The 16,790-nt window shown below is 68.0% G+C and carries 13 protein-coding genes, 1 tRNA gene and 2 pseudogenes; 10 read left to right on the top strand and 6 right to left on the bottom strand.

Translation table 11 applies throughout. From position 1 onward, the window contains the following. Positions 1–109 precede the first annotated feature (109 nt). From BKA00_RS29675 to BKA00_RS29660, 4 genes and pseudogenes are all read left to right on the top strand, one after another. Entirely contained in the window at positions 110–1,051 is a 942-nt protein-coding gene (locus BKA00_RS29675) for a tyrosine-type recombinase/integrase (RefSeq protein WP_185030645.1), read from the top strand. Between the two features lie 333 nt (positions 1,052–1,384). Next, on the top strand, positions 1,385–2,005 hold the full coding sequence (locus tag BKA00_RS29670; protein WP_185030643.1) for a hypothetical protein: 621 nt from the start codon (positions 1,385–1,387) through the stop codon (positions 2,003–2,005). A 1,134-nt stretch (positions 2,006–3,139) separates the two neighbouring features. Further along, entirely contained in the window at positions 3,140–4,207 is a 1,068-nt protein-coding gene (locus BKA00_RS29665) for a hypothetical protein (RefSeq protein ID WP_185030641.1), read from the top strand. Positions 4,208–4,638: 431 nt separating this feature from the next. Then, positions 4,639–6,447, top strand: a pseudogene (locus tag BKA00_RS29660) (IS481 family transposase); the annotation flags it as partial. 63 nt (positions 6,448–6,510) lie between these two features. Here BKA00_RS29660 and BKA00_RS29655 read toward each other — a convergent pair. The 3 genes from BKA00_RS29655 to BKA00_RS29645 all read right to left on the bottom strand — a co-directional run bounded on the left by BKA00_RS29655 (position 6,511) and on the right by BKA00_RS29645 (position 8,424). Further along, positions 6,511–6,897, bottom strand: a complete 387-nt coding sequence (locus tag BKA00_RS29655; RefSeq protein WP_185030636.1) for a barstar family protein — start codon at positions 6,895–6,897, stop codon at positions 6,511–6,513. A 195-nt stretch (positions 6,898–7,092) separates the two neighbouring features. Next, positions 7,093–8,088, bottom strand: coding sequence for an SUMF1/EgtB/PvdO family nonheme iron enzyme (locus tag BKA00_RS29650; RefSeq protein ID WP_185030634.1), 996 nt, complete (start codon positions 8,086–8,088; stop codon positions 7,093–7,095). Between the two features lie 27 nt (positions 8,089–8,115). Continuing rightward, positions 8,116–8,424: an aminotransferase class IV gene (locus tag BKA00_RS29645; protein WP_230298584.1), complete on the bottom strand. Its 309-nt coding sequence runs from the start codon at positions 8,422–8,424 to the stop codon at positions 8,116–8,118. Here BKA00_RS29645 and BKA00_RS29640 point away from each other — a divergent pair. Then, positions 8,324–8,755: a tyrosine-type recombinase/integrase gene (locus BKA00_RS29640; protein WP_338072170.1), complete on the top strand. Its 432-nt coding sequence runs from the start codon at positions 8,324–8,326 to the stop codon at positions 8,753–8,755. The two genes, BKA00_RS29645 and BKA00_RS29640, sit on opposite strands and share 101 nt — an antisense overlap. A 91-nt stretch (positions 8,756–8,846) precedes the next feature. On the opposite strand, the gene BKA00_RS29635 is transcribed toward BKA00_RS29640, so the two are convergent. Then, positions 8,847–8,917 (bottom strand) — tRNA-Gly (locus BKA00_RS29635). A gap of 82 nt (positions 8,918–8,999) precedes the next feature. On the opposite strand from BKA00_RS29635, the gene dcd reads away from it, so the two are divergent. From dcd to BKA00_RS29615, 4 genes and pseudogenes are all read left to right on the top strand, one after another. Further along, a complete protein-coding gene (dcd, locus tag BKA00_RS29630; protein ID WP_185030622.1) occupies positions 9,000–9,575 on the top strand; it encodes a dCTP deaminase in 576 nt (191 codons plus the stop codon). Positions 9,576–9,758: 183 nt separating this feature from the next. Then, positions 9,759–11,006: a quaternary amine ABC transporter ATP-binding protein gene (locus BKA00_RS29625; RefSeq protein ID WP_185030620.1), complete on the top strand. Its 1,248-nt coding sequence runs from the start codon at positions 9,759–9,761 to the stop codon at positions 11,004–11,006. 163 nt (positions 11,007–11,169) lie between these two features. Beyond that, a pseudogene (locus tag BKA00_RS29620) lies at positions 11,170–11,925 on the top strand (ABC transporter permease); the annotation flags it as partial. 49 nt (positions 11,926–11,974) lie between these two features. After that, positions 11,975–12,859, top strand: a complete 885-nt coding sequence (locus BKA00_RS29615; protein ID WP_185030617.1) for a glycine betaine ABC transporter substrate-binding protein — start codon at positions 11,975–11,977, stop codon at positions 12,857–12,859. Positions 12,860–12,911: 52 nt separating this feature from the next. Here the strand turns inward: BKA00_RS29615 and BKA00_RS29610 are convergent, their stop codons facing one another. Both BKA00_RS29610 and BKA00_RS29605 read right to left on the bottom strand, forming a co-directional pair. After that, positions 12,912–13,649, bottom strand: coding sequence for a ZIP family metal transporter (locus BKA00_RS29610; protein WP_185030615.1), 738 nt, complete (start codon positions 13,647–13,649; stop codon positions 12,912–12,914). A 120-nt stretch (positions 13,650–13,769) separates the two neighbouring features. Continuing rightward, positions 13,770–15,917 carry a (Fe-S)-binding protein gene (locus BKA00_RS29605; protein WP_185030614.1) on the bottom strand — a complete coding sequence of 716 codons (2,148 nt, stop codon included), beginning with the start codon at positions 15,915–15,917 and terminating at the stop codon, positions 13,770–13,772. A 273-nt stretch (positions 15,918–16,190) separates the two neighbouring features. Between BKA00_RS29605 and BKA00_RS29600 the strand changes: the two genes are divergently transcribed. Then, positions 16,191–16,790: a TIGR03086 family metal-binding protein gene (locus BKA00_RS29600; protein ID WP_185030611.1), complete on the top strand. Its 600-nt coding sequence runs from the start codon at positions 16,191–16,193 to the stop codon at positions 16,788–16,790.

Genomic DNA, 16,790 nt, shown 5'->3' with positions numbered 1-16,790 from the left:
GCGAGACGGGACCGGACGGAACAGGCCGCATGCCCGGCTCGCAGAGCCGGGTGCGGCGCCCTCGGCGACCTCGCGCGCGAAGGCGTACCGGCTTCTGCGGGGCATGCTCATGACGGCGGTCGACGAGGACAAGATCCTCACTCGGAACCCGTGCCGCGTCCGTGGGGCCGGTACCGAGGATGCGCCCGAACGCCCGACCCTCACGGTTGCTCAGGTCTTCGAGCTGGCTGAGCGGGTCGGCGTGCGACCGGTCGGCAACATCCGGAAACTGGACTCGGGTGAGTACCGGCTGCGCTACCAGGTCAAAAACGGCGTCATGCGCCGGTTCCCGGGTTCCTTCGGGACGCGCCTGGAGGCTGAGCGGGCGCTCTGGAAGCTTGCTGAGGAGGGGCGCGCGGATCTGGTCCAGGACGACCGGCTTCGGGCGCTGATCCTGCTCGCCGCGTTCGCGAGCCTTCGATGGGGCGAGGTCACGGCGCTGCGCCGCTGCGATGTCGACCCCATGAACCGCACCGTCCGGGTACGGGGCGCCTACGTCGAGCGGGCCAACGGGGGGATGATCCTCGGCCCCGCCAAGTCACGAGCGGGGACGCGCACCGTCTCTGTCCCGGCTGCGATCGTTCCTCACCGGGTCGCTCACCTGAACAAGTACGTCCGGCCGGGCGCTGATGCCCTCGTCTTCACCGGAATCAAGGGCGGGCCGCTGCGGCGGAGCGGCTTCAACAAGCTGACTCGGTGGAGCCAAGTCGTCAGCTCGTTGGGGGTGCAGAACCTGCACTTCCACGACCTTCGACACCGGCAACACCCTTGCGGCGGACATGGGCGCTCATTGCGCAACCTGATGGCCCGCATGGGGCACGACAACGAGCGGGCGGCGCTGCGGTATCGGCACCGATCTACCAAGGCTGATCGGGCCATCGCGGACGGCTTCGATGCGCTCGTCCAAGCCGAGCAGACACAGGACGATGACGACGGGCGCTGTCAGCTTGGGAATAGACCCGAACCTGCCTGCTGGTGCCCCCGACCTGGCGTAGCGCCGTACCGCAAGTGACCGTGAGTGCCCCTTTCACCCTGGTTAATGGCCCGCTAATGGCCCGCTAATGGCCCGCCGCAACAGTCGCTGACCTGCGCCCCCTCGTCCTGATCGGAGCGGGGGCAGCACCCGACCATCCGAGGGCAAGCGGACCCGGAGCGCAGTGCCGGCCGTGGCCCGAGCACCGGAAACCGCACGGCAGCGATCGCCCCCAACCACGCAACGCACCTCAGCCACGCGGTAGCGATCGTAAGGCGCAACCATCGCCGTCTATGTCATACAGACATCAGTGTCTGTTAGAGTCGCGCTGGAAGTACCTACAAACAAGATTCCGAAAGCGAGGCATCTCGTATGTCCGAGATCCATAACATCCTGTCGGGCCTGTCCACCGACTACCTGCCGATCCGAGTGTCAGGGGTCGAGATCACCTGGCTGGATTACCTGAAGGCTTGGTGCCAAGGCATCGACAAGATTGAATACGCCAGGGCGCGGCAGGCCGGCGCCGCCCATGCAGAGGTGTTGGAGGCGAACGCCTTCGGTTACCTCGGCTTGAGGGAATACGCCTGGCTGCGGCAGGCCGGCGGCCCCCACGCGGAGACGCTGGAGGCCGTTGCCCGCCGCGTCGATCCGGTCAACTACGCCATGTCAAGGCGGGTCGGTGCTTCTCACACAGAAGCGCTGGAGGCTCACGACAAGCGCATCGACCTGTTCGACTACGCGACCGCGCGAGCCCGTACCGCCACCCACGCGGAGGCGCTGGACGCCCACGCCCAGGGCGTGAACCTGTTCAATTACGCCAACGCGCGCCAATACGAGGGTTCCAGGACCCATGAGCAGGCCCTGGAGATCTGCCTCAAGCGCATCCCCTTGTGGACGTACCTCACGGAGATGCACGGTCGCCCCGACGCCTCCCATGCGGAGATAGTCGAAGCGATCCTGGCGTCAGCCGAGTCTGAGCGCCTCGGCGAATAGCTGAAAGAGCCGCGTCCGGCTTCTCCAGTTACATCCCACCGTCCCTCATTTCGACATGGGGAGCGGGCATTCACCGATCATCGCGGATAGTCATCGAGATCCTGCGATGAACGGGCAAGTGAAACCGAAACCGGCCTGCCTCACTGAGCAGGCCGGTTTTTTCGTGCGTAGAACAGAAGAATGTGTGTCCGCCGGAACAGCGGACGCTATTCGTGACGCGTCGACCGCGGAGCGGGCACCCTTGAAGATCAAGGCACACCGGACCCGCGAGGCCGCTCCATGTGCTCCTGGGAGGGAGCGAGGTCACGGCGCTGCGCCGCGTGCGACATCAACCCCCGTGAACCGCACCGTCCAGGCACCGGGGCGCCCGCGTCAAGCCGGCCATCGGGGAGATGATCCTCGGGCTCGCCGAGGCGCGAGCAGGGTCGCACACCGTCTGTGTCCCGGCTGTGATCGTTCCCCACCTGGTCGCCCACATGAACAAGTACGTTCGGCCAGGTGCTGGTGCCCACGTCTTCCCTGGTTCGATCGGGCCCTGGGCCGGTGACCTCATGGCACGCTAATGGCAAGAGGGCCTGTGGACGGCCCTTAAACGATCAAGGCCCAGGCGGGGACTTACTCCCTGGCCTGGGCCTTCTTGGTGGAGCGGGTGACGGGAATCGAACCCGCGCTGTCAGCTTGGGAATCAAACCGATCCGGGCCGTCAGGGCGGCTGACCTGGCCTCCGCTCGTACCGCGAGTGACCGTGACTGCCCCCTGATCACCGTGGCTAATTGCACGCTAATTGCACGCCGCCGTAGCTGCTGAGCTACGCGTCCCCAGGCCGCTCGGAACGGGAACAGTACCCCGATCATCCGAGGGCAAGCGGACCCGGAGCGCAGGGCCGGCCACGGCCCGAGCACCGGAAGCCGCGCGGCGGCGATCGCCCCCAACCACGCAACCCACATCAGCCACGCTGTGGCGATCGTAGGGCGTAACCGTCGCCGTCTGATCCGTAGCGCGATCAAGATCGTCTACTGGGTGACTCCATGCGTCTCGCGACCAAGGCGGCAACTCTTGCTACGACGCGTGTTTCGAGGACGGTCATTGCTGCAAGCACCAACAACCAAAATTTCCGAAAGCGAGGAATCTCGTATGTCCGAGATCCCTGACACCCAGTCGCACCTGTCCACCGACGACGCGCCGGGCAAGGTCTCAGCGGCCAGGATCACCTGGCTGGACTACCTGAGGGCTTGGTACTGGCACATCGCCAAGGCTGAGTACGCCAAGGCGCGGCGGGCTGGTGCCACCCACGCGGAGGTGCTGGAGGCTCACGCCGTCCGCAGCCTCTACCTGGGGAACTACACCGAAGCTCGGGAAGCCGGTGCCACCCACGCGGAGGCGCTGGAGGCCCAGGCCAACGGCATCTACCTGTACCAGTACGCCAAGGCGCGGGAAGTCGGCGCGTCTCACGCGCAGGCGCTGGAGGCTCATGCCCTCGGCATCCACCTGGCGTACTACGCCGAGGCGCTGGGGTGGGTGTACCCCTTCCTGGGGTGGACCGCCGAGTCCGCACGGCTCCACAGCGCGTCCCACGCGGAAGTGCTGGAGGCTCATGCCATCGGCGTCAGTGTGGAGCGCTACGCCATCGCACGGCGGAAGCATGGCGCCTCACACGAGGACGTCCTGGCTGGTCACGCCGATGACATCGACGTGGCCCACTACGCCTCGGCGCTCAAGGGCGGCGCTACCCACGCGGAGGTGCTGGAGGTCTGCGCTGCAGGCATCGACGTTGGGTACTACGGCAAGGCGCGGAGCCACTGGCTCTGGCCTATTTCTCACGAGGAGGTGCTGGAGGCTCACGCCAAGGGCATCGACGTGGGGGCCTACGAGGCCGCTCGGGCCTACAGCGCCACTCATGCGGAGGTGCTCGACGCTCACGCCAAGGGCATCGACGTGGGCGACTACTGGCCCGTGCGCTCCCGCTTCGCCACTCACGCGGAGGTGCTGGACGCTCACGCCAAGGGCGTAGACCTGGACGAATACGCCCACGTACGCCACTACGAGGGTTCTAGGACCCACGAGGAAGCCCTGGAGGTCTGCCTCAAGGGCATCCCCTGGTGGAGGTACACCATGGCGGTGAGCAGGCGCTTCAATGCCTCCCACGCGGAGGTGGTCGAAGCGCTCCTGGCGTCAGCCGACGAGGAGGACCTCGACGACTGAACTGGAAGAGCCGGGTTCCGGGTTCCTCCAGTAACGCACCTACCGTTCTCCATTTCGGCATGGAGGACGGGTAATCACCGATCATCGCAAGTGGTCATCGAGATCCCGCGATGGACCGGGCAGTAAACACTGAAACCGGCCCGCCCTCACAGGCGGGCCGGTTCTCTTAGTCCACAGGACATAAGGGCCCCGAACGACTGGACGCTATTCGATACGGGCCGACTCATGGTGGCCGGGCGGTCCGGGGCGGGTCGGCCCGGAGAGGCCGCATGCCCGGCCCGGACCGGCCGGCGGCGGCCGCGGAGCGGGCGCCCTTGAAAGACGTAAAGAAAGTTCTCATCCGGCCCGGGTGCACAGAGTGTCGGGTCTCATGACCTGGGTGACAGATCGTTCTCAGGACCTGTGTGACACTCCGCCGAGTGCTGGTGGAGTTGAGCGTGGTGGAGCAGCGGTATCAGGCTGTGCTGCAGGTGCTGGCGGGGGCGAGTGTCACCGAGGTCGCCGGACGGTTCGGAGTCTCCCGTCAGGCGGTGCATCGGTGGCTTTCCCGGTACCGGGAGCAGGGGCTGGCGGGGTTGTCGGACCGATCGTCGCGGCCGAGGTCGTCACCGACCCGGACGCCGCCCGAGGTGGAGGCGCTGATCTGCGAACTGCGCCGCAACCATCCGTCCTGGGGCGCCCGACGACTGGTGTGGGAACTGACCCCGCGGGGCTGTCCGGGGCCGGTGCCGTGCCGTGCGACGGTGCACCGGGTGCTGGTGCGACACGGCCTGGTGCAGGTCACCTCAGGCAAGCGTCGGCGTGAGGACTACAAGCGCTGGCAACGGTCAGAGCCGATGCAGTTGTGGCAGATGGACATCGTCGGCGGGATCATGCTGGCCGACGGCACCGAATGCAAGGTCGTCACCGGGGTCGATGACCACTCCCGGTACTGCGTGGCCGCCACCGTGGTGGCCCGCCCGACCGGCCGGGCCGTGTGCTTGGCCTTGGCGGATGCGTTGGGCCGGTTCGGGGCGCCGGATGAGCTGCTGACCGACAACGGAAAGCAGTTCACCGCCCGGTTCGGCCGCGGCGGGGAGGTGCTGTTCGACCGGATCTGCCGGGAGAACGCCATCACCCACCGTCTGACCCGCCCTAACTCGCCCACCACCACCGGCAAGGTCGAACGGTTCCACCAGACCCTGCGCAGGGAACTGCTCGACGACCACAAGCCGTTCGCCGACCTGACCGAGGCCCAGCAGGCGATCGACGGCTTCGTCGACCAGTACAACCACGACCGGCCGCACCAGGCGCTGGACATGGACCGGCACGCCGACCGGTTCCGTCCCCGCCACGACGCCCAGCTCCCGCTGCGGCTGCCACCAGCGCTGCATCCTGTCCAGGAACTGCCCGACCCAGACCCCGAGCCTGAGCCGGTACCGGAACCTGAACGGGTCCCCGAGCCGGAGCCGGAGCCGGCGGCGGTGGACACCGCCGGGCTGGTCATGTCGGCCAACGGCGTTGACCCCGTCGACCTGGCGGTGGAGTTCACCCGGGTGGTTCCGGCGTCGGGGAACCTGGCCGTCTGCGGACAGCAGTTCTGGCTTGGCACCCACCGCGCCGGTGTGACCCTCACTCTGCGGGCCGACACCACCGTGGTGGAACTGCTGGCAGCCGGAACACGGATCAAGAGGGTGCCGTCCCGGCTCGCCCCACAGCACCTGCGCAGGCTGCTCGCCGACGGCGGCACCCGCATCCCGCCCGCCACCACCAAAGCCCGGCCCGGCACCGGTGAGGCGTTCGAGGTCGACCGGACCGTCAACGCCTGCGGGCTGGTCGCCCTGGGCGGACGGCAGCACTCGGTCGGCTACCAGTTCGCCGGACAACGGGTCACCGTCCGCATCGACGGCAATCTGCTGCACCTGCTCGACGGTTCCGTGCTGCTACGCACCCTGCCCAACCCGCTCACTGCTGAGGACCTCACCCATGTCCGGGACGCCCGCCCCGCCGGACCCCAACCCCAGCCGCAGGCCGAACCCGTGCGGGTGCAACGGCGGGTCAGCAGCCGCGGCCAGATCATGATCGCAGGGCAAAAAATCCAGGTCGGCATCGGCCACGCCGGAACCACCGTCACGATCGAGGACACCGACGGCACCTTCCGCATCACCCATACCGGCCAGGTCATCGCCGAAGTCGCCCGCACCACCACCAAACCCATCGCCCGATTCAAAGCCCGCAAGCCAGAGGAGCGCAGGCAGCTCCGTAGCTCCGGAGGTTCCGCACCGTCGCCTCCGGCGATCAAGGTCACAGCAACACGATGACCGTCAGCACAGCCGGAGCTTGCCGGGTTGTTCCTGCTCGAAGATCTCAACGAGCCAATCGAAGACCGTGGGACCATTTTCCGCACGAGCGGCTTCGAGCTCCGCTCGGACCGACGGCCGGTTCGTCGGATGACACCGCGCCAGTCTCAGCTCCAACTGCCGCACCGTCTCGGCAAACCCCAGGCATCGGCGGCACAGTTCATGATCACGCCACTCGACCACGAAGTCATCGTCATCGGGCGTCCCAAATCCACCACGCAAGCAATCGCTGAAAGCGTCGAGGTTCCGGCCGAAGTACCCGCCCGGGCCAGTCACCGATTCGCCCATGACCCGCCAGAAGTCCTCCAGATTCTGGATCTTCGCGCCATCCACGACATAGACCACCGTCATCAGGCGCACGATAGCCGACCCTGCGGTTCAGCCCTCACCGCAATCCCTGCCGACCTCCGCCGCCGCACGCTCAACCTGCGGCAGTATCCTCAACCTAACAGGATGAAGATCATCTAGCCGGAGTGTCACCCACCTCCCGAGCCGGATCTGTCACACACGTCCTGAGCCCTGACACCCGGGTGCACAGAGCTGACCTCAGGCTTTGGCTGACTGGCCCTTCACGTTGAGCAAGGCTCGCATGGTCTCGGCTGGGGTCACGCATCGGAAGCCGGTGTCATCGTCGAGCATGTCCGCCGATGCGTCGTTGAACGTCGACGGGGTACAGCGAAGGAAGGGGCTCGTGAACGCGCTCCCCTTCATCTCGTACCGGCCGGGCTCGGACTCGGTCGAGCACCAATCCCACGTGTTGCCGCACATGTCGTAGACGCCGTACGGGCTGGCGCCGCTGGCGTAGCAGTCAACGGGGGTGGTGCTGCGCTTCCCGCCCTCTCGGCAGTTGACCTTCGCGGGGGTCCGTTGGTTGCCCCAGGGGTAGACCTCGCCTCGCGTTCCGCGGGCCGCCTTTTCCCACTGCTGGGCGCTGGGCAGGGTTTTGGCGGACCACTGGGCGTACGCCTGGGCGTCGTGCCATGTGACGAACACGACCGGGTGGTTGTCGAGTCCTTCGGGGATCTGGCCGTTCTCCCAGTGCTGCGGCGGCTTGTGGTCGGTCGCAGCGACGAACCGGGCGTAGTCGGCGTTTGTGGTGGGGAACACATCGACGTAGAACGCCGGGAGGTACACGGGCTCGCTGTTCTCGCCTGCGAAGTAGACGCCGGCAGGGACGAGCGTCATCAGCTTTCCGTCGACCGGGTGTCTGGCCTCGTCTTCGTCACCGACGGGCACGTCCGGCTCTGGCGCGGGGCTTGCTGGCTGCTCTGAGGACACGAGCGGATCTTGGGTGGGCGCGGCATGGCTCGTCAAGCCGACCATCTCAGCGAAGCGTGCCTGCACGTCGGGGGTACAGGCGGCCAGGACGGTATCAAGCCCCTGCTGATTGATGGGGCGGGGAATCACGTTCCCCTTCTCCCACCTGACGATCATCCGCTCACTCACGCCGAGTTCTGCGGCGAACTCGACTTGGCTGACGCGCTTGGCGTCCCGCAGGGCGCGTGCTTCTTTGCCGGTCCAGCGTGAGACTGTGGGGCGCATGTCATGCTCTCCGTAGCGGGGCGGTGCTCAGACTGCTTCGGCCGGGATCTCTTCGTATTCCTTGCGAAGAGTTTCCAGAATCGGATGCACGTCCGGGAATTCCACCTCGTTGATTGCCGTGATCGCGCGCACGCCAATAGCTGTGTTGGTCGCGAACGCTGCTTCCATGCGGGGCAGGTCGGAGAGATTGACGGGGCCAAGGGATGTGGCCTCGTGCACCTGGTGCAGGAGCCGCATGGTCACGCCCGTGAGTACTTCGGCGTTAGGCCAGACGACTTGCTGTCCGTCGAAGAACCCGATGTTCCACGTTGCTCCTTCGGAGACGAACGTCTTCACGGGCGTTAAGGGCGGCCCACTGCGGCGGAGCGGCTTCAACAAGATCACCCGATGGAAGCCGGTGGTGGAGGCGCTCGGCGTCCCGAACCTGCACTTCCATGACCTTCGACACACGGGCAACACCCTTGCGGCCGACACGGGCGTCTCACTGCGCAACCTGATGGCGCGCATGGGCCACGACAACGAGCGGGCGGCGCTGCGGTATCAGCACCGGTCCAACAGCGCTGACCGTGCCATCGCGGACGGGCTCAACGCGCTCGTCCAGGCCGACCAGAAGCGGGACGGCGACGATGACGACGGGGCGGCGGGATCACTGGTCCCGGTGGCCTAATTGCACGTTCATTGCACGGCGGCGTTCTGAGCCAGAAACGATCAAGGCCCAGGTTCGGGGATCATGTCCCTGGCCTGGGCCTTCTGTGGGGAGCGGGTGACGGGAATCGAACCCGCGCTGTCAGCTTGGGAAGCTGAAGTTCTACCATTGAACTACACCCGCATCGGGCTGCCTGGAGGGTGCCCGTGCCTTGGTTACTGTACCGGATCGCCGGTGGGGGTGTGGCGTGGGATAGCTTTCTGGGGTGCTGCTCTCCGATCGCGACATCAGGGCCGAGCTTGAGTCTGGGCGAGTGAAGATCGACCCGTTCGAGCCGGTCATGGTTCAGCCGTCCAGTGTGGACGTGCGGCTGGACCGGTACTTCCGGGTGTTCGAGAACCACCGGTACCCGCACATCGATCCGGCTGTGGAGCAGCCGGATCTGACGCGGCTGGTGGAGGTGGAGGGCGATGAGGCGTTCGTGCTGCATCCCGGGGAGTTCGTGCTGGCCTCGACGTACGAGGTGTTCGGGCTGCCCGAGGACCTCGCGGCGCGGCTGGAGGGGAAGAGCTCGCTGGGACGGCTCGGGCTGCTCACGCACTCGACCGCGGGGTGGATCGATCCAGGGTTCAACGGGCACGTGACGCTGGAGTTGTCGAACGTGGCGACGCTGCCGATCAAGTTGTGGCCGGGCATGAAGATCGGGCAGATGTGCCTGTTCCGGACGAGTTCGCCGGCGGAGTACCCCTACGGGTCGCCGAAGTACGGGTCGCGGTACCAGGACCAGCGGGGGCCGACGCCGTCGCGGTCGTACCAGAACTTTCACCGCACGAAGGTGTAGTCGGTTCGTTACGCGGACGTGACGGAAGTCACCAAAAGATGAAACATGTTCTCTGGACGGGTAGTTTCGGGCGACGCACAGGTATGGCGTCTGGTTGACATCCTCTTTACGTGAGGTTCCGGGCGCCTGGACGGACGAGGCGACCCGTTTCCGCGCATCGACGTGGGAACCCGGAAGGAGATCGTGTCAGTACTCCGCGCGGAAAGCGTCACCAAACTCTTCGGCCGTAGGACGGCGGAGGCACAGCGGAAGCTCGGGGCGGGCGCCGACCTGTCGGCGGTCCGCGAGCTCGGGGTCACCCCGGCGGTGGTGGACGCCACGTTCGAGGTCCGGCAGGGCGAGATCTTCGTGGTCATGGGCCTGTCGGGGTCGGGGAAGTCGACCCTCATCCGGATGCTGAACGGGCTGCTCGGCGTCACGTCGGGGAGTGTCGAGATCGACGGCCAGGACATCGCGAAGCTGTCGCCGAAGGCGCTGCGCGCGCTTCGGCAGAACAAGGTCAGCATGGTGTTCCAGCACTTCGCGCTGTTCCCCCATCGGACGGTTCTGGCCAATGCCGCGTACGGGCTCGAGGTCCGCGGTGTTCCCAGGGAGGAACGAGAGAAGACCGCCCGGGAGTTCCTGGCGCTGGTGGGTCTCGAAGGCTGGGAGAACAAGCTCCCCGGCGAGTTGTCGGGCGGGATGAAGCAGCGGGTGGGGCTTGCCCGCGCGCTCGCCTCGGGTACCGACATCATCCTGATGGACGAGGCCTTCAGCGCCCTGGACCCGCTGATCCGCCGGGAGGTCCAGGACCTGCTCCTGGATCTGCAGAGCCGGTTCGGCAAGACGATCGTCTTCATCACCCACGACCTGAACGAGGCCATGCGCATCGGCGACCGCATCGCGGTGATGCGGGAGGGCCGGATCGTGCAGATCGGGACGGCGGAGGAGATCCTCACCGACCCCGCCAACGACTACGTCGCCCAGTTCGTCGCGGATGTGGACCGTACCAGAGTGCTGACGGCGGCCTCGGTGATGGAGAAGCCGCTGGTCACGGTGCCGGCGTCGACCGGGCCCCGGACGGCCCTGCGGACGATGCGCGAGCAGCAGACCTCGGCGGCGTTCGTGGTGGGACGGGACCGCAGGCTCGTCGGGCGGGTGCGGGCCACGGTGATCGCGGACGCGGTGCGGGACGGCGTCCAGACGCTGGAGGGCCTGATCGATCCCGAGGACCCGGAGCCGGTGGCGCCGGACACCCCGGTCGCGGACCTGTTCGTCCGGGTCGCCGAGAGCGACCTGCCGGTGCCGGTGGCGGACGAGGAGGGGACGCTGCTCGGCGTGATCCCCCGGGTGACGCTGCTCGCGGCGCTCGGCGCGATCAACTCCCATGTGGAGGAGATGGCCGAGGAGCCGGAACTGGCGCTGACGAAGGAGGGCGGCGGCGATGAGTGACGCGGCGATGAAGCTGCCCCGGGTTCCGGTCGGCGAGTGGTTCGACGGCCTGGTGAGCTGGTGCACCGACAACCTGTCGTGGCTGTTCGACGGGATCGGCTCGGCGATCGAGGCGGCGGTGGACGGGCTGACGAGCGTCCTGACGCTCCTGCCGCCGATGGGGCTGACGCTGGTGCTGGCGGTGATCGCGCTGGTGCTGAGCGGCTGGCGGCTCGCGCTGTTCACGGTCCTCGGGTTCGCGCTGGTCGACAGCATGGAGCTGTGGGAGCCGGCGATGGACTCGCTGGCCCTGGTGCTGGTGTCGGCGGTGGTGTCGACCGTGGTGGCGATCCCGATCGGGATCGCGGCGGCGCGCAGCGACGTGGTGAGCCGGATCGTCCGGCCGGTCCTGGACTTCATGCAGACGATGCCGGCGTTCGTGTACCTGATTCCGGCGATCTTCTTCTTCAGCATCGGCTCGGTGCCCGGCGTGGTGGCGACGGTGATCTTCGCGATGCCGCCGGGGGTGCGGCTGACCGAGCTCGGCATCCGGGGCGTGGACCCGGAGATGGTCGAGGCGGGCGAGGCGTTCGGCACGCCGCCGGGCCGGATCCTGACCTGGATCCAGATCCCGCTCGCGATGCCGTCGATCATGGCCGGGGTCAACCAGCTGATCATGCTGTCGCTCTCCATGGTCGTCATCGCCGGCATGGTGGGGGCGGGCGGCCTCGGCGGCGAGGTGCTGGAGGGCATCAACCGGGTGGACGTCGCCAAGGGCTTCGAGGGCGGCATCGCCGTCGTGGTCCTCGCGATCTACCTGGACCGCCTGACCGGCGCCCTGGGCGATGGGCCGGGGATGCTGCGGACGCTGTTCACGCGCCGCCGCGCCGCCGCGCCCGGCAAGGTCGCCGTGGCGTCCGCCGCGGGCACGTCCGGCTGACCTCCCGCTCCCCCCACTTCACCATGCAAGGCAACGAAAGAGGATGGGCATGCGCTCCAAGTTCAAGGGCCTGACGGTCGCCGCGCTGACGCTGACGCTCGGGCTGGGCGCCGCGGCCTGCGGCGACTCCGACTCCGGGGGTGGGACCGACAAGGAGATCACCATCGGGGTGGTCTCGGGCTGGGCCGAGGGTGAGGCCGCCACCGCCCTGTGGAAGCGGCTCCTGACCGACAAGGGCTACAAGGTGGAGGTCAAGAACCTCGACACGGGGCCGCTCTACGCGGGCATGTCGAAGGGCGACGTCGACCTGTTCGTGGACTCCTGGCTGCCCGGCACGCACGAGGACTACTGGAAGCAGTACGGCGACAAGCTGGAGAAGGTCGGCGTCTGGTACGACTCGGCGCCGCTGACCATCGCCGTGCCGAACTACTCCCCGCTGAAGACGCTCGACGACCTGAAGGGCAAGGGCGGCTCGTACGGCGGCAAGATCGTCGGGATCGAGAAGAGCTCCGGCCTGTACCGGGTGTCGCAGGAGGAGATGCTCCCGGCGTACGGCCTGAAGGACGAGTACAAGGTGACGACGTCCTCGACGGCGGCGATGCTGACCGAGCTGAAGAAGGCCGTCGACGCCAAGAAGGACATCGTCGTCACGCTGTGGCGCCCGCACTGGGCGTACACGAAGTACCCCATCCGCGACCTTCAGGACCCGAAGGGCGCGATGGGCAAGCCGGACGGCATCAACACCATCGCCCGCAAGGACTTCGGCAAGGACCAGCCCGAGGTCACCGGCTGGCTGAAGAAGTTCAGGATGGACGACAAGCAGCTCGGCTCCCTTGAGGACCTCATGGAGAACCAGTACAAGGGCAAGCCCGACGAGGCTGTCGACGCGTGGCTGAAGACGAACCAGAGCTACGCCACGTCGCTGACGAGCTGACGCTGGGAACGTTCCCGAAGGAGGGCCGTCCGGGTTTCCGGGCGGTCCTCTTTCAGCTCGCGAGGCCGACGCTGAGGAGCACGGCGAGGAGCCCGAGCCCGGTGGCGGCCAGGGTCATGACCCGCGGGTGGACGCTGTGCGCCTCGGGCAGGATCTCGGCGGCGGCCAGGTACAGCAGGACGCCGGCGAAGACGCCGAGGTAGGGGCCGAGGACGGCGTCCGGGACGGTCGCGAGCATGCCGATGGCGGCCCCGGCGACCGGGGCGGCGGCGTCGGCGAGCAGCAGCAGGACGGCGGGGCGCCGGTCGTCGCGGTACAGCGAGGCGGCGGTGAAGGTGTTGAACCCGTCCGCGAAGTCGTGGGTGACGACGGCGAGCGCCACGAAGACGCCGGTCCGGGTGCCGGTCTGGAAGCCGAAGCCGATGCTGAGGCCGTCCACCAGGCTGTGCAGGACGAGGGCGGACGCGGCGAGCAGCCCGCCGGAGCCCGAGCCGCGGACGTGCCGGTGCGGGGCGTACTCCTCCTCGTGGGCGCGGTGGATCGCCACCGCCTGCTCGACGACGTGCAGGAGCACGAACCCGGCCGCGAAGCCGATCATGGGCGCGGGGACGCCGAACGGGCGGTGCCGGGTCAGCTCCAGCGACTCGGGGAGCAGGTCGAACGCGACGACGCCGAGCATGAGCCCGCCCGCGAGGCCGAGGACGAGGTGCCGGTGGTCGCGGACCCGCATCGCGGTGAGGCCGCCCGCGAGCGTCATCAGGAACGCGAGGACGGACACGAGCACGGCCATCCCCAGGTCTTACCTGCGAGCCGCCCCCTCAACCGCGGCGGAGCGCGAAACGGTCCGCCCGGCGGCGCGAAACGGCCCCGGCCCCGCCTGAGCGGGACCGGGGCCGTCGGGCCGGCGCGCCTATTCGGCGGCGACCGCCTCCTTCTCGGGGGCGGTGCCCTCGCCCTTGATCGAGCGGATCAGGAGCTGGGAGACGTCGACGACCTCCAGCGACTCCTTGGCGTCGCCCGCGTTCTTCTTCTCGTTGATGGCGTCGCCCAGCATGACCAGGCAGAACGGGCACGCGGTGGAGACGGTGTCGGGGTTGGTCTCCAGCGCCTCGTCCACGCGCTCGGTGTTGATCCGCTTGCCGATGCGCTCCTCCATCCACATCCGGGCGCCGCCGGCGCCGCAGCAGAAGCCGCGGTCCTTGTGCCGGTGCATCTCCTGCGTCCTGACGCCGGGGACGGTCGCCATGATGTCGCGCGGCTGCTTGTAGACCTTGTTGTGGCGGCCGAGGAAGCAGGGGTCGTGGTAGGTGATGTTCTCCTCGATCGGGGTGACCGGGGTGAGCTTTCCTTCCTCGACCAGGTGCGCGAGCAGCTGGGTGTGGTGGACGACCTCGTAGTTCCCGCCGATCTGCGGGTACTCGTTGGCGAGGGTGTTGAAGCAGTGCGGGCAGGTCGCGACGATCTTCTTGACGCCCGCGTCGTTCAGCGTCTCGACGTTCTGCTGGCCGAGCATCTGGAAGACGAACTCCATGCCGAGGCGGCGGGCCGGGTCGCCCGTGCACGCCTCCATGGGGCCGAGGACGGCGAACTTGACGCCCGCGATGTGGAGCAGCTCGGCGACGGCCTTGGTGGTCTTCTTGGCGCGGTCCTCCAGGGCGCCGGCGCAGCCGACCCAGAACAGGTACTCGGTGTCCTCGGAGACCTTGTCGTCGACGACGTCGACCTCGAAGTCGAGCTCCTCGATCCATTCGAGGCGCTTCATCTCGGACATGCCCCACGGGTTGCCCTTGTTCTCCAGGTTCTTCAGCATGACGCCGGCCTCGGAGGGGAACGAGGACTCGATCATGACCTGGAAGCGGCGCATGTCCAGGATGTGGTCGATGTGCTCGATGTCGACCGGGCACTGCTCGACGCACGCACCGCAGTTGGTGCAGGACCACAGGACGTCGGGGTGGATGACGCCGTCGTCGCCGACGAGGGCCTTGTCCACCTCCATGGCGAGCTTCTGCTCGTCGGTGAACCCGTTGCGGGCCTCTTCCGACGCGGTGAAGTAGGGCGCCTTGGCGAGGGCGTGGTCGCGCAGTTCCAGGACGAGCATCTTGGGCGACAGCGGCTTGCCGGTGTTCCAGGCGGGGCACTGCGACTGGCAGCGACCGCACTCGGTGCAGGTCGCCATGTCGAGGAAGCCCTTCCAGGTGAAGTCCTCGATCTTGCCGCGGCCGAAGACGTCCTCGTCGGGGTCGGCCTCCTCGAAGTCGAGGGGCTTGCCGCCCGACATCATCGGCTGCGCGGCGCCGAGGCCGTCCGGGCGGCGCTTGAACATGACGTTCAGCGGGGCCAGGAAGATGTGCAGGTGCTTGGAGTGGACGACGAAGACCAGGAAGACCAGCGCGACGGCGATGTGCAGCAGCAGGCCGACCGACTCCAGGATCTCCAGCGTGTGGCCGCTCAGCCCGTCGAACAGGTGGCCGACCAGGTAGGAGAAGTAGGCGCCCTTGCCGTAGGGGAGGTTGCCGCTGGCCCACTCCACGCCGCGGAAGAAGAACATCGTCCAGATCACGTTGAAGATCATGAACAGCGTCATCCAGGCGCCGGACAGGTGCGAGCCCTTGAACCGGGACTTGCGGCCGATGCGCTTGGGCGAGTTCTTGATCCGGATCGCGGTGAAGACGATCAGGCCGGCGGTGCAGGCGAGGGCGATCGTGTCCTGGACGAAGCCGATCGGCGGCCAGGTCTGCAGGCCGGGGATCTTGGCGTCCAGCCCGAACAGCAGCGCGACGGCCGCCTCCAGGTAGACGGTGACCAGCAGGATGAACGCCCACATGACGGCGGCGTGCGAGACGCCGGCGAGGGTCCACTTCAGCAGCTTGCGCTGGCCGAGGACCTCGACGGCCTGGCCCTCGACGGCCTTGGCGGGCTCACGCCTGACCTGCAGGGTCCGCTCGGGATCAGGCTGCCCGCTCTTGGCGATCGCGTACAGGAACAGCACTCGCCTCCCGGCGAGCGCCAGCGCGACCGCCGCTCCGGCGAGCCCGATGACCAATGTGATCCAGAACACTGTTCCGTCCTCCTGGGGTACGGGCGATGGCAGCCAGCGTAGGGCGCGCGCCGGACCGCTCTCCACCCGGGGCCCGAATACTACTCGGTAGTAGCTTATGCGTCACATCCCCTGGTCAGAACAGCCCGCGCCGATGTCCGGACCGCCGAGGCCTTCGATCTCGACTCTTACCCGCGTGGCGATGAGTATCCGGCGGTTCCCGAGTCCATAACACGGGGCGGGGCGCGTCCACCTCCGTCCCGTCCAGCGGTACGCGAAACGGAAGGACCCCAGATGACCTCGACACCCGACCTCGGCCCCGCCGCCCGGCGGATGGCCGGCCTGCTCGCGGACGTGAGCGACTCCCAGCTCGCCGGCCCGACGCCCAACGACGGCATGCCGCTCGGCGCCCTCATCGACCACGTGGGCGGCTTCGCCCTGGCCTTCACCTGGGCCGCGGCGAAGGACTTCCCGGACGGCCCGTCGCAGCCGCCGTCCGCCGACGCCGCCCGGCTGGCCCCGGACTGGCGGGTCAGCGTCCCCGAGCGGCTCGACGCGCTGGCCGCGGCCTGGCGCTCCCCGGAGGCGTGGCAGGGCATGACGCAGGCGGGCGGCGTCGACCTGCCCGGCGACCAGGCCGGTTTCGTCGCGATGAACGAGCTGGTCGTGCACGGCTGGGACGTCTCCCGCGCCATCGGCCGGCCCTACGAGACCGGCGAGGAGGAGATCGAGGCGTGCCTGGCCTTCGTCGGCCCGGCCGTCGAGCAGAGCGGCGGCCAGGGCGTCCCGGGCCTGTTCGGCCCCGCCGTCGAGGTGGGCGCGGAGGCGTCCGCGCTCGACCGCCTCATCGCCATGACCGGCCGGGACCCGTCCTGGACGGCGGACCGCGGCTAA

Source organism: Actinomadura coerulea, from assembly GCF_014208105.1.
Lineage (GTDB): Bacteria > Actinomycetota > Actinomycetes > Streptosporangiales > Streptosporangiaceae > Spirillospora > Spirillospora coerulea.
This window is presented reverse-complemented; position numbering and strand designations above follow the sequence as displayed.

Excerpts from the sequence above, each read along its gene's own strand:
- BKA00_RS29640 (WP_338072170.1), top strand. The coding sequence starts at position 8,324 with ATGGTCACGCCCGTGAGTACTTCGGCGTTAGGCCAGACGACTTGCTGT.
- BKA00_RS29650 (WP_185030634.1), bottom strand. The coding sequence starts at position 8,088 with ATGCGCCCCACAGTCTCACGCTGGACCGGCAAAGAAGCACGCGCCCTG.
- BKA00_RS29615 (WP_185030617.1), top strand. The coding sequence starts at position 11,975 with ATGCGCTCCAAGTTCAAGGGCCTGACGGTCGCCGCGCTGACGCTGACG.
- BKA00_RS29675 (WP_185030645.1), top strand. The coding sequence starts at position 110 with ATGACGGCGGTCGACGAGGACAAGATCCTCACTCGGAACCCGTGCCGC.
- BKA00_RS29600 (WP_185030611.1), top strand. The coding sequence starts at position 16,191 with ATGACCTCGACACCCGACCTCGGCCCCGCCGCCCGGCGGATGGCCGGC.
- BKA00_RS29655 (WP_185030636.1), bottom strand. The coding sequence starts at position 6,897 with ATGACGGTGGTCTATGTCGTGGATGGCGCGAAGATCCAGAATCTGGAG.
- BKA00_RS29670 (WP_185030643.1), top strand. The coding sequence starts at position 1,385 with ATGTCCGAGATCCATAACATCCTGTCGGGCCTGTCCACCGACTACCTG.
- BKA00_RS29610 (WP_185030615.1), bottom strand. The coding sequence starts at position 13,649 with ATGGCCGTGCTCGTGTCCGTCCTCGCGTTCCTGATGACGCTCGCGGGC.
- BKA00_RS29665 (WP_185030641.1), top strand. The coding sequence starts at position 3,140 with ATGTCCGAGATCCCTGACACCCAGTCGCACCTGTCCACCGACGACGCG.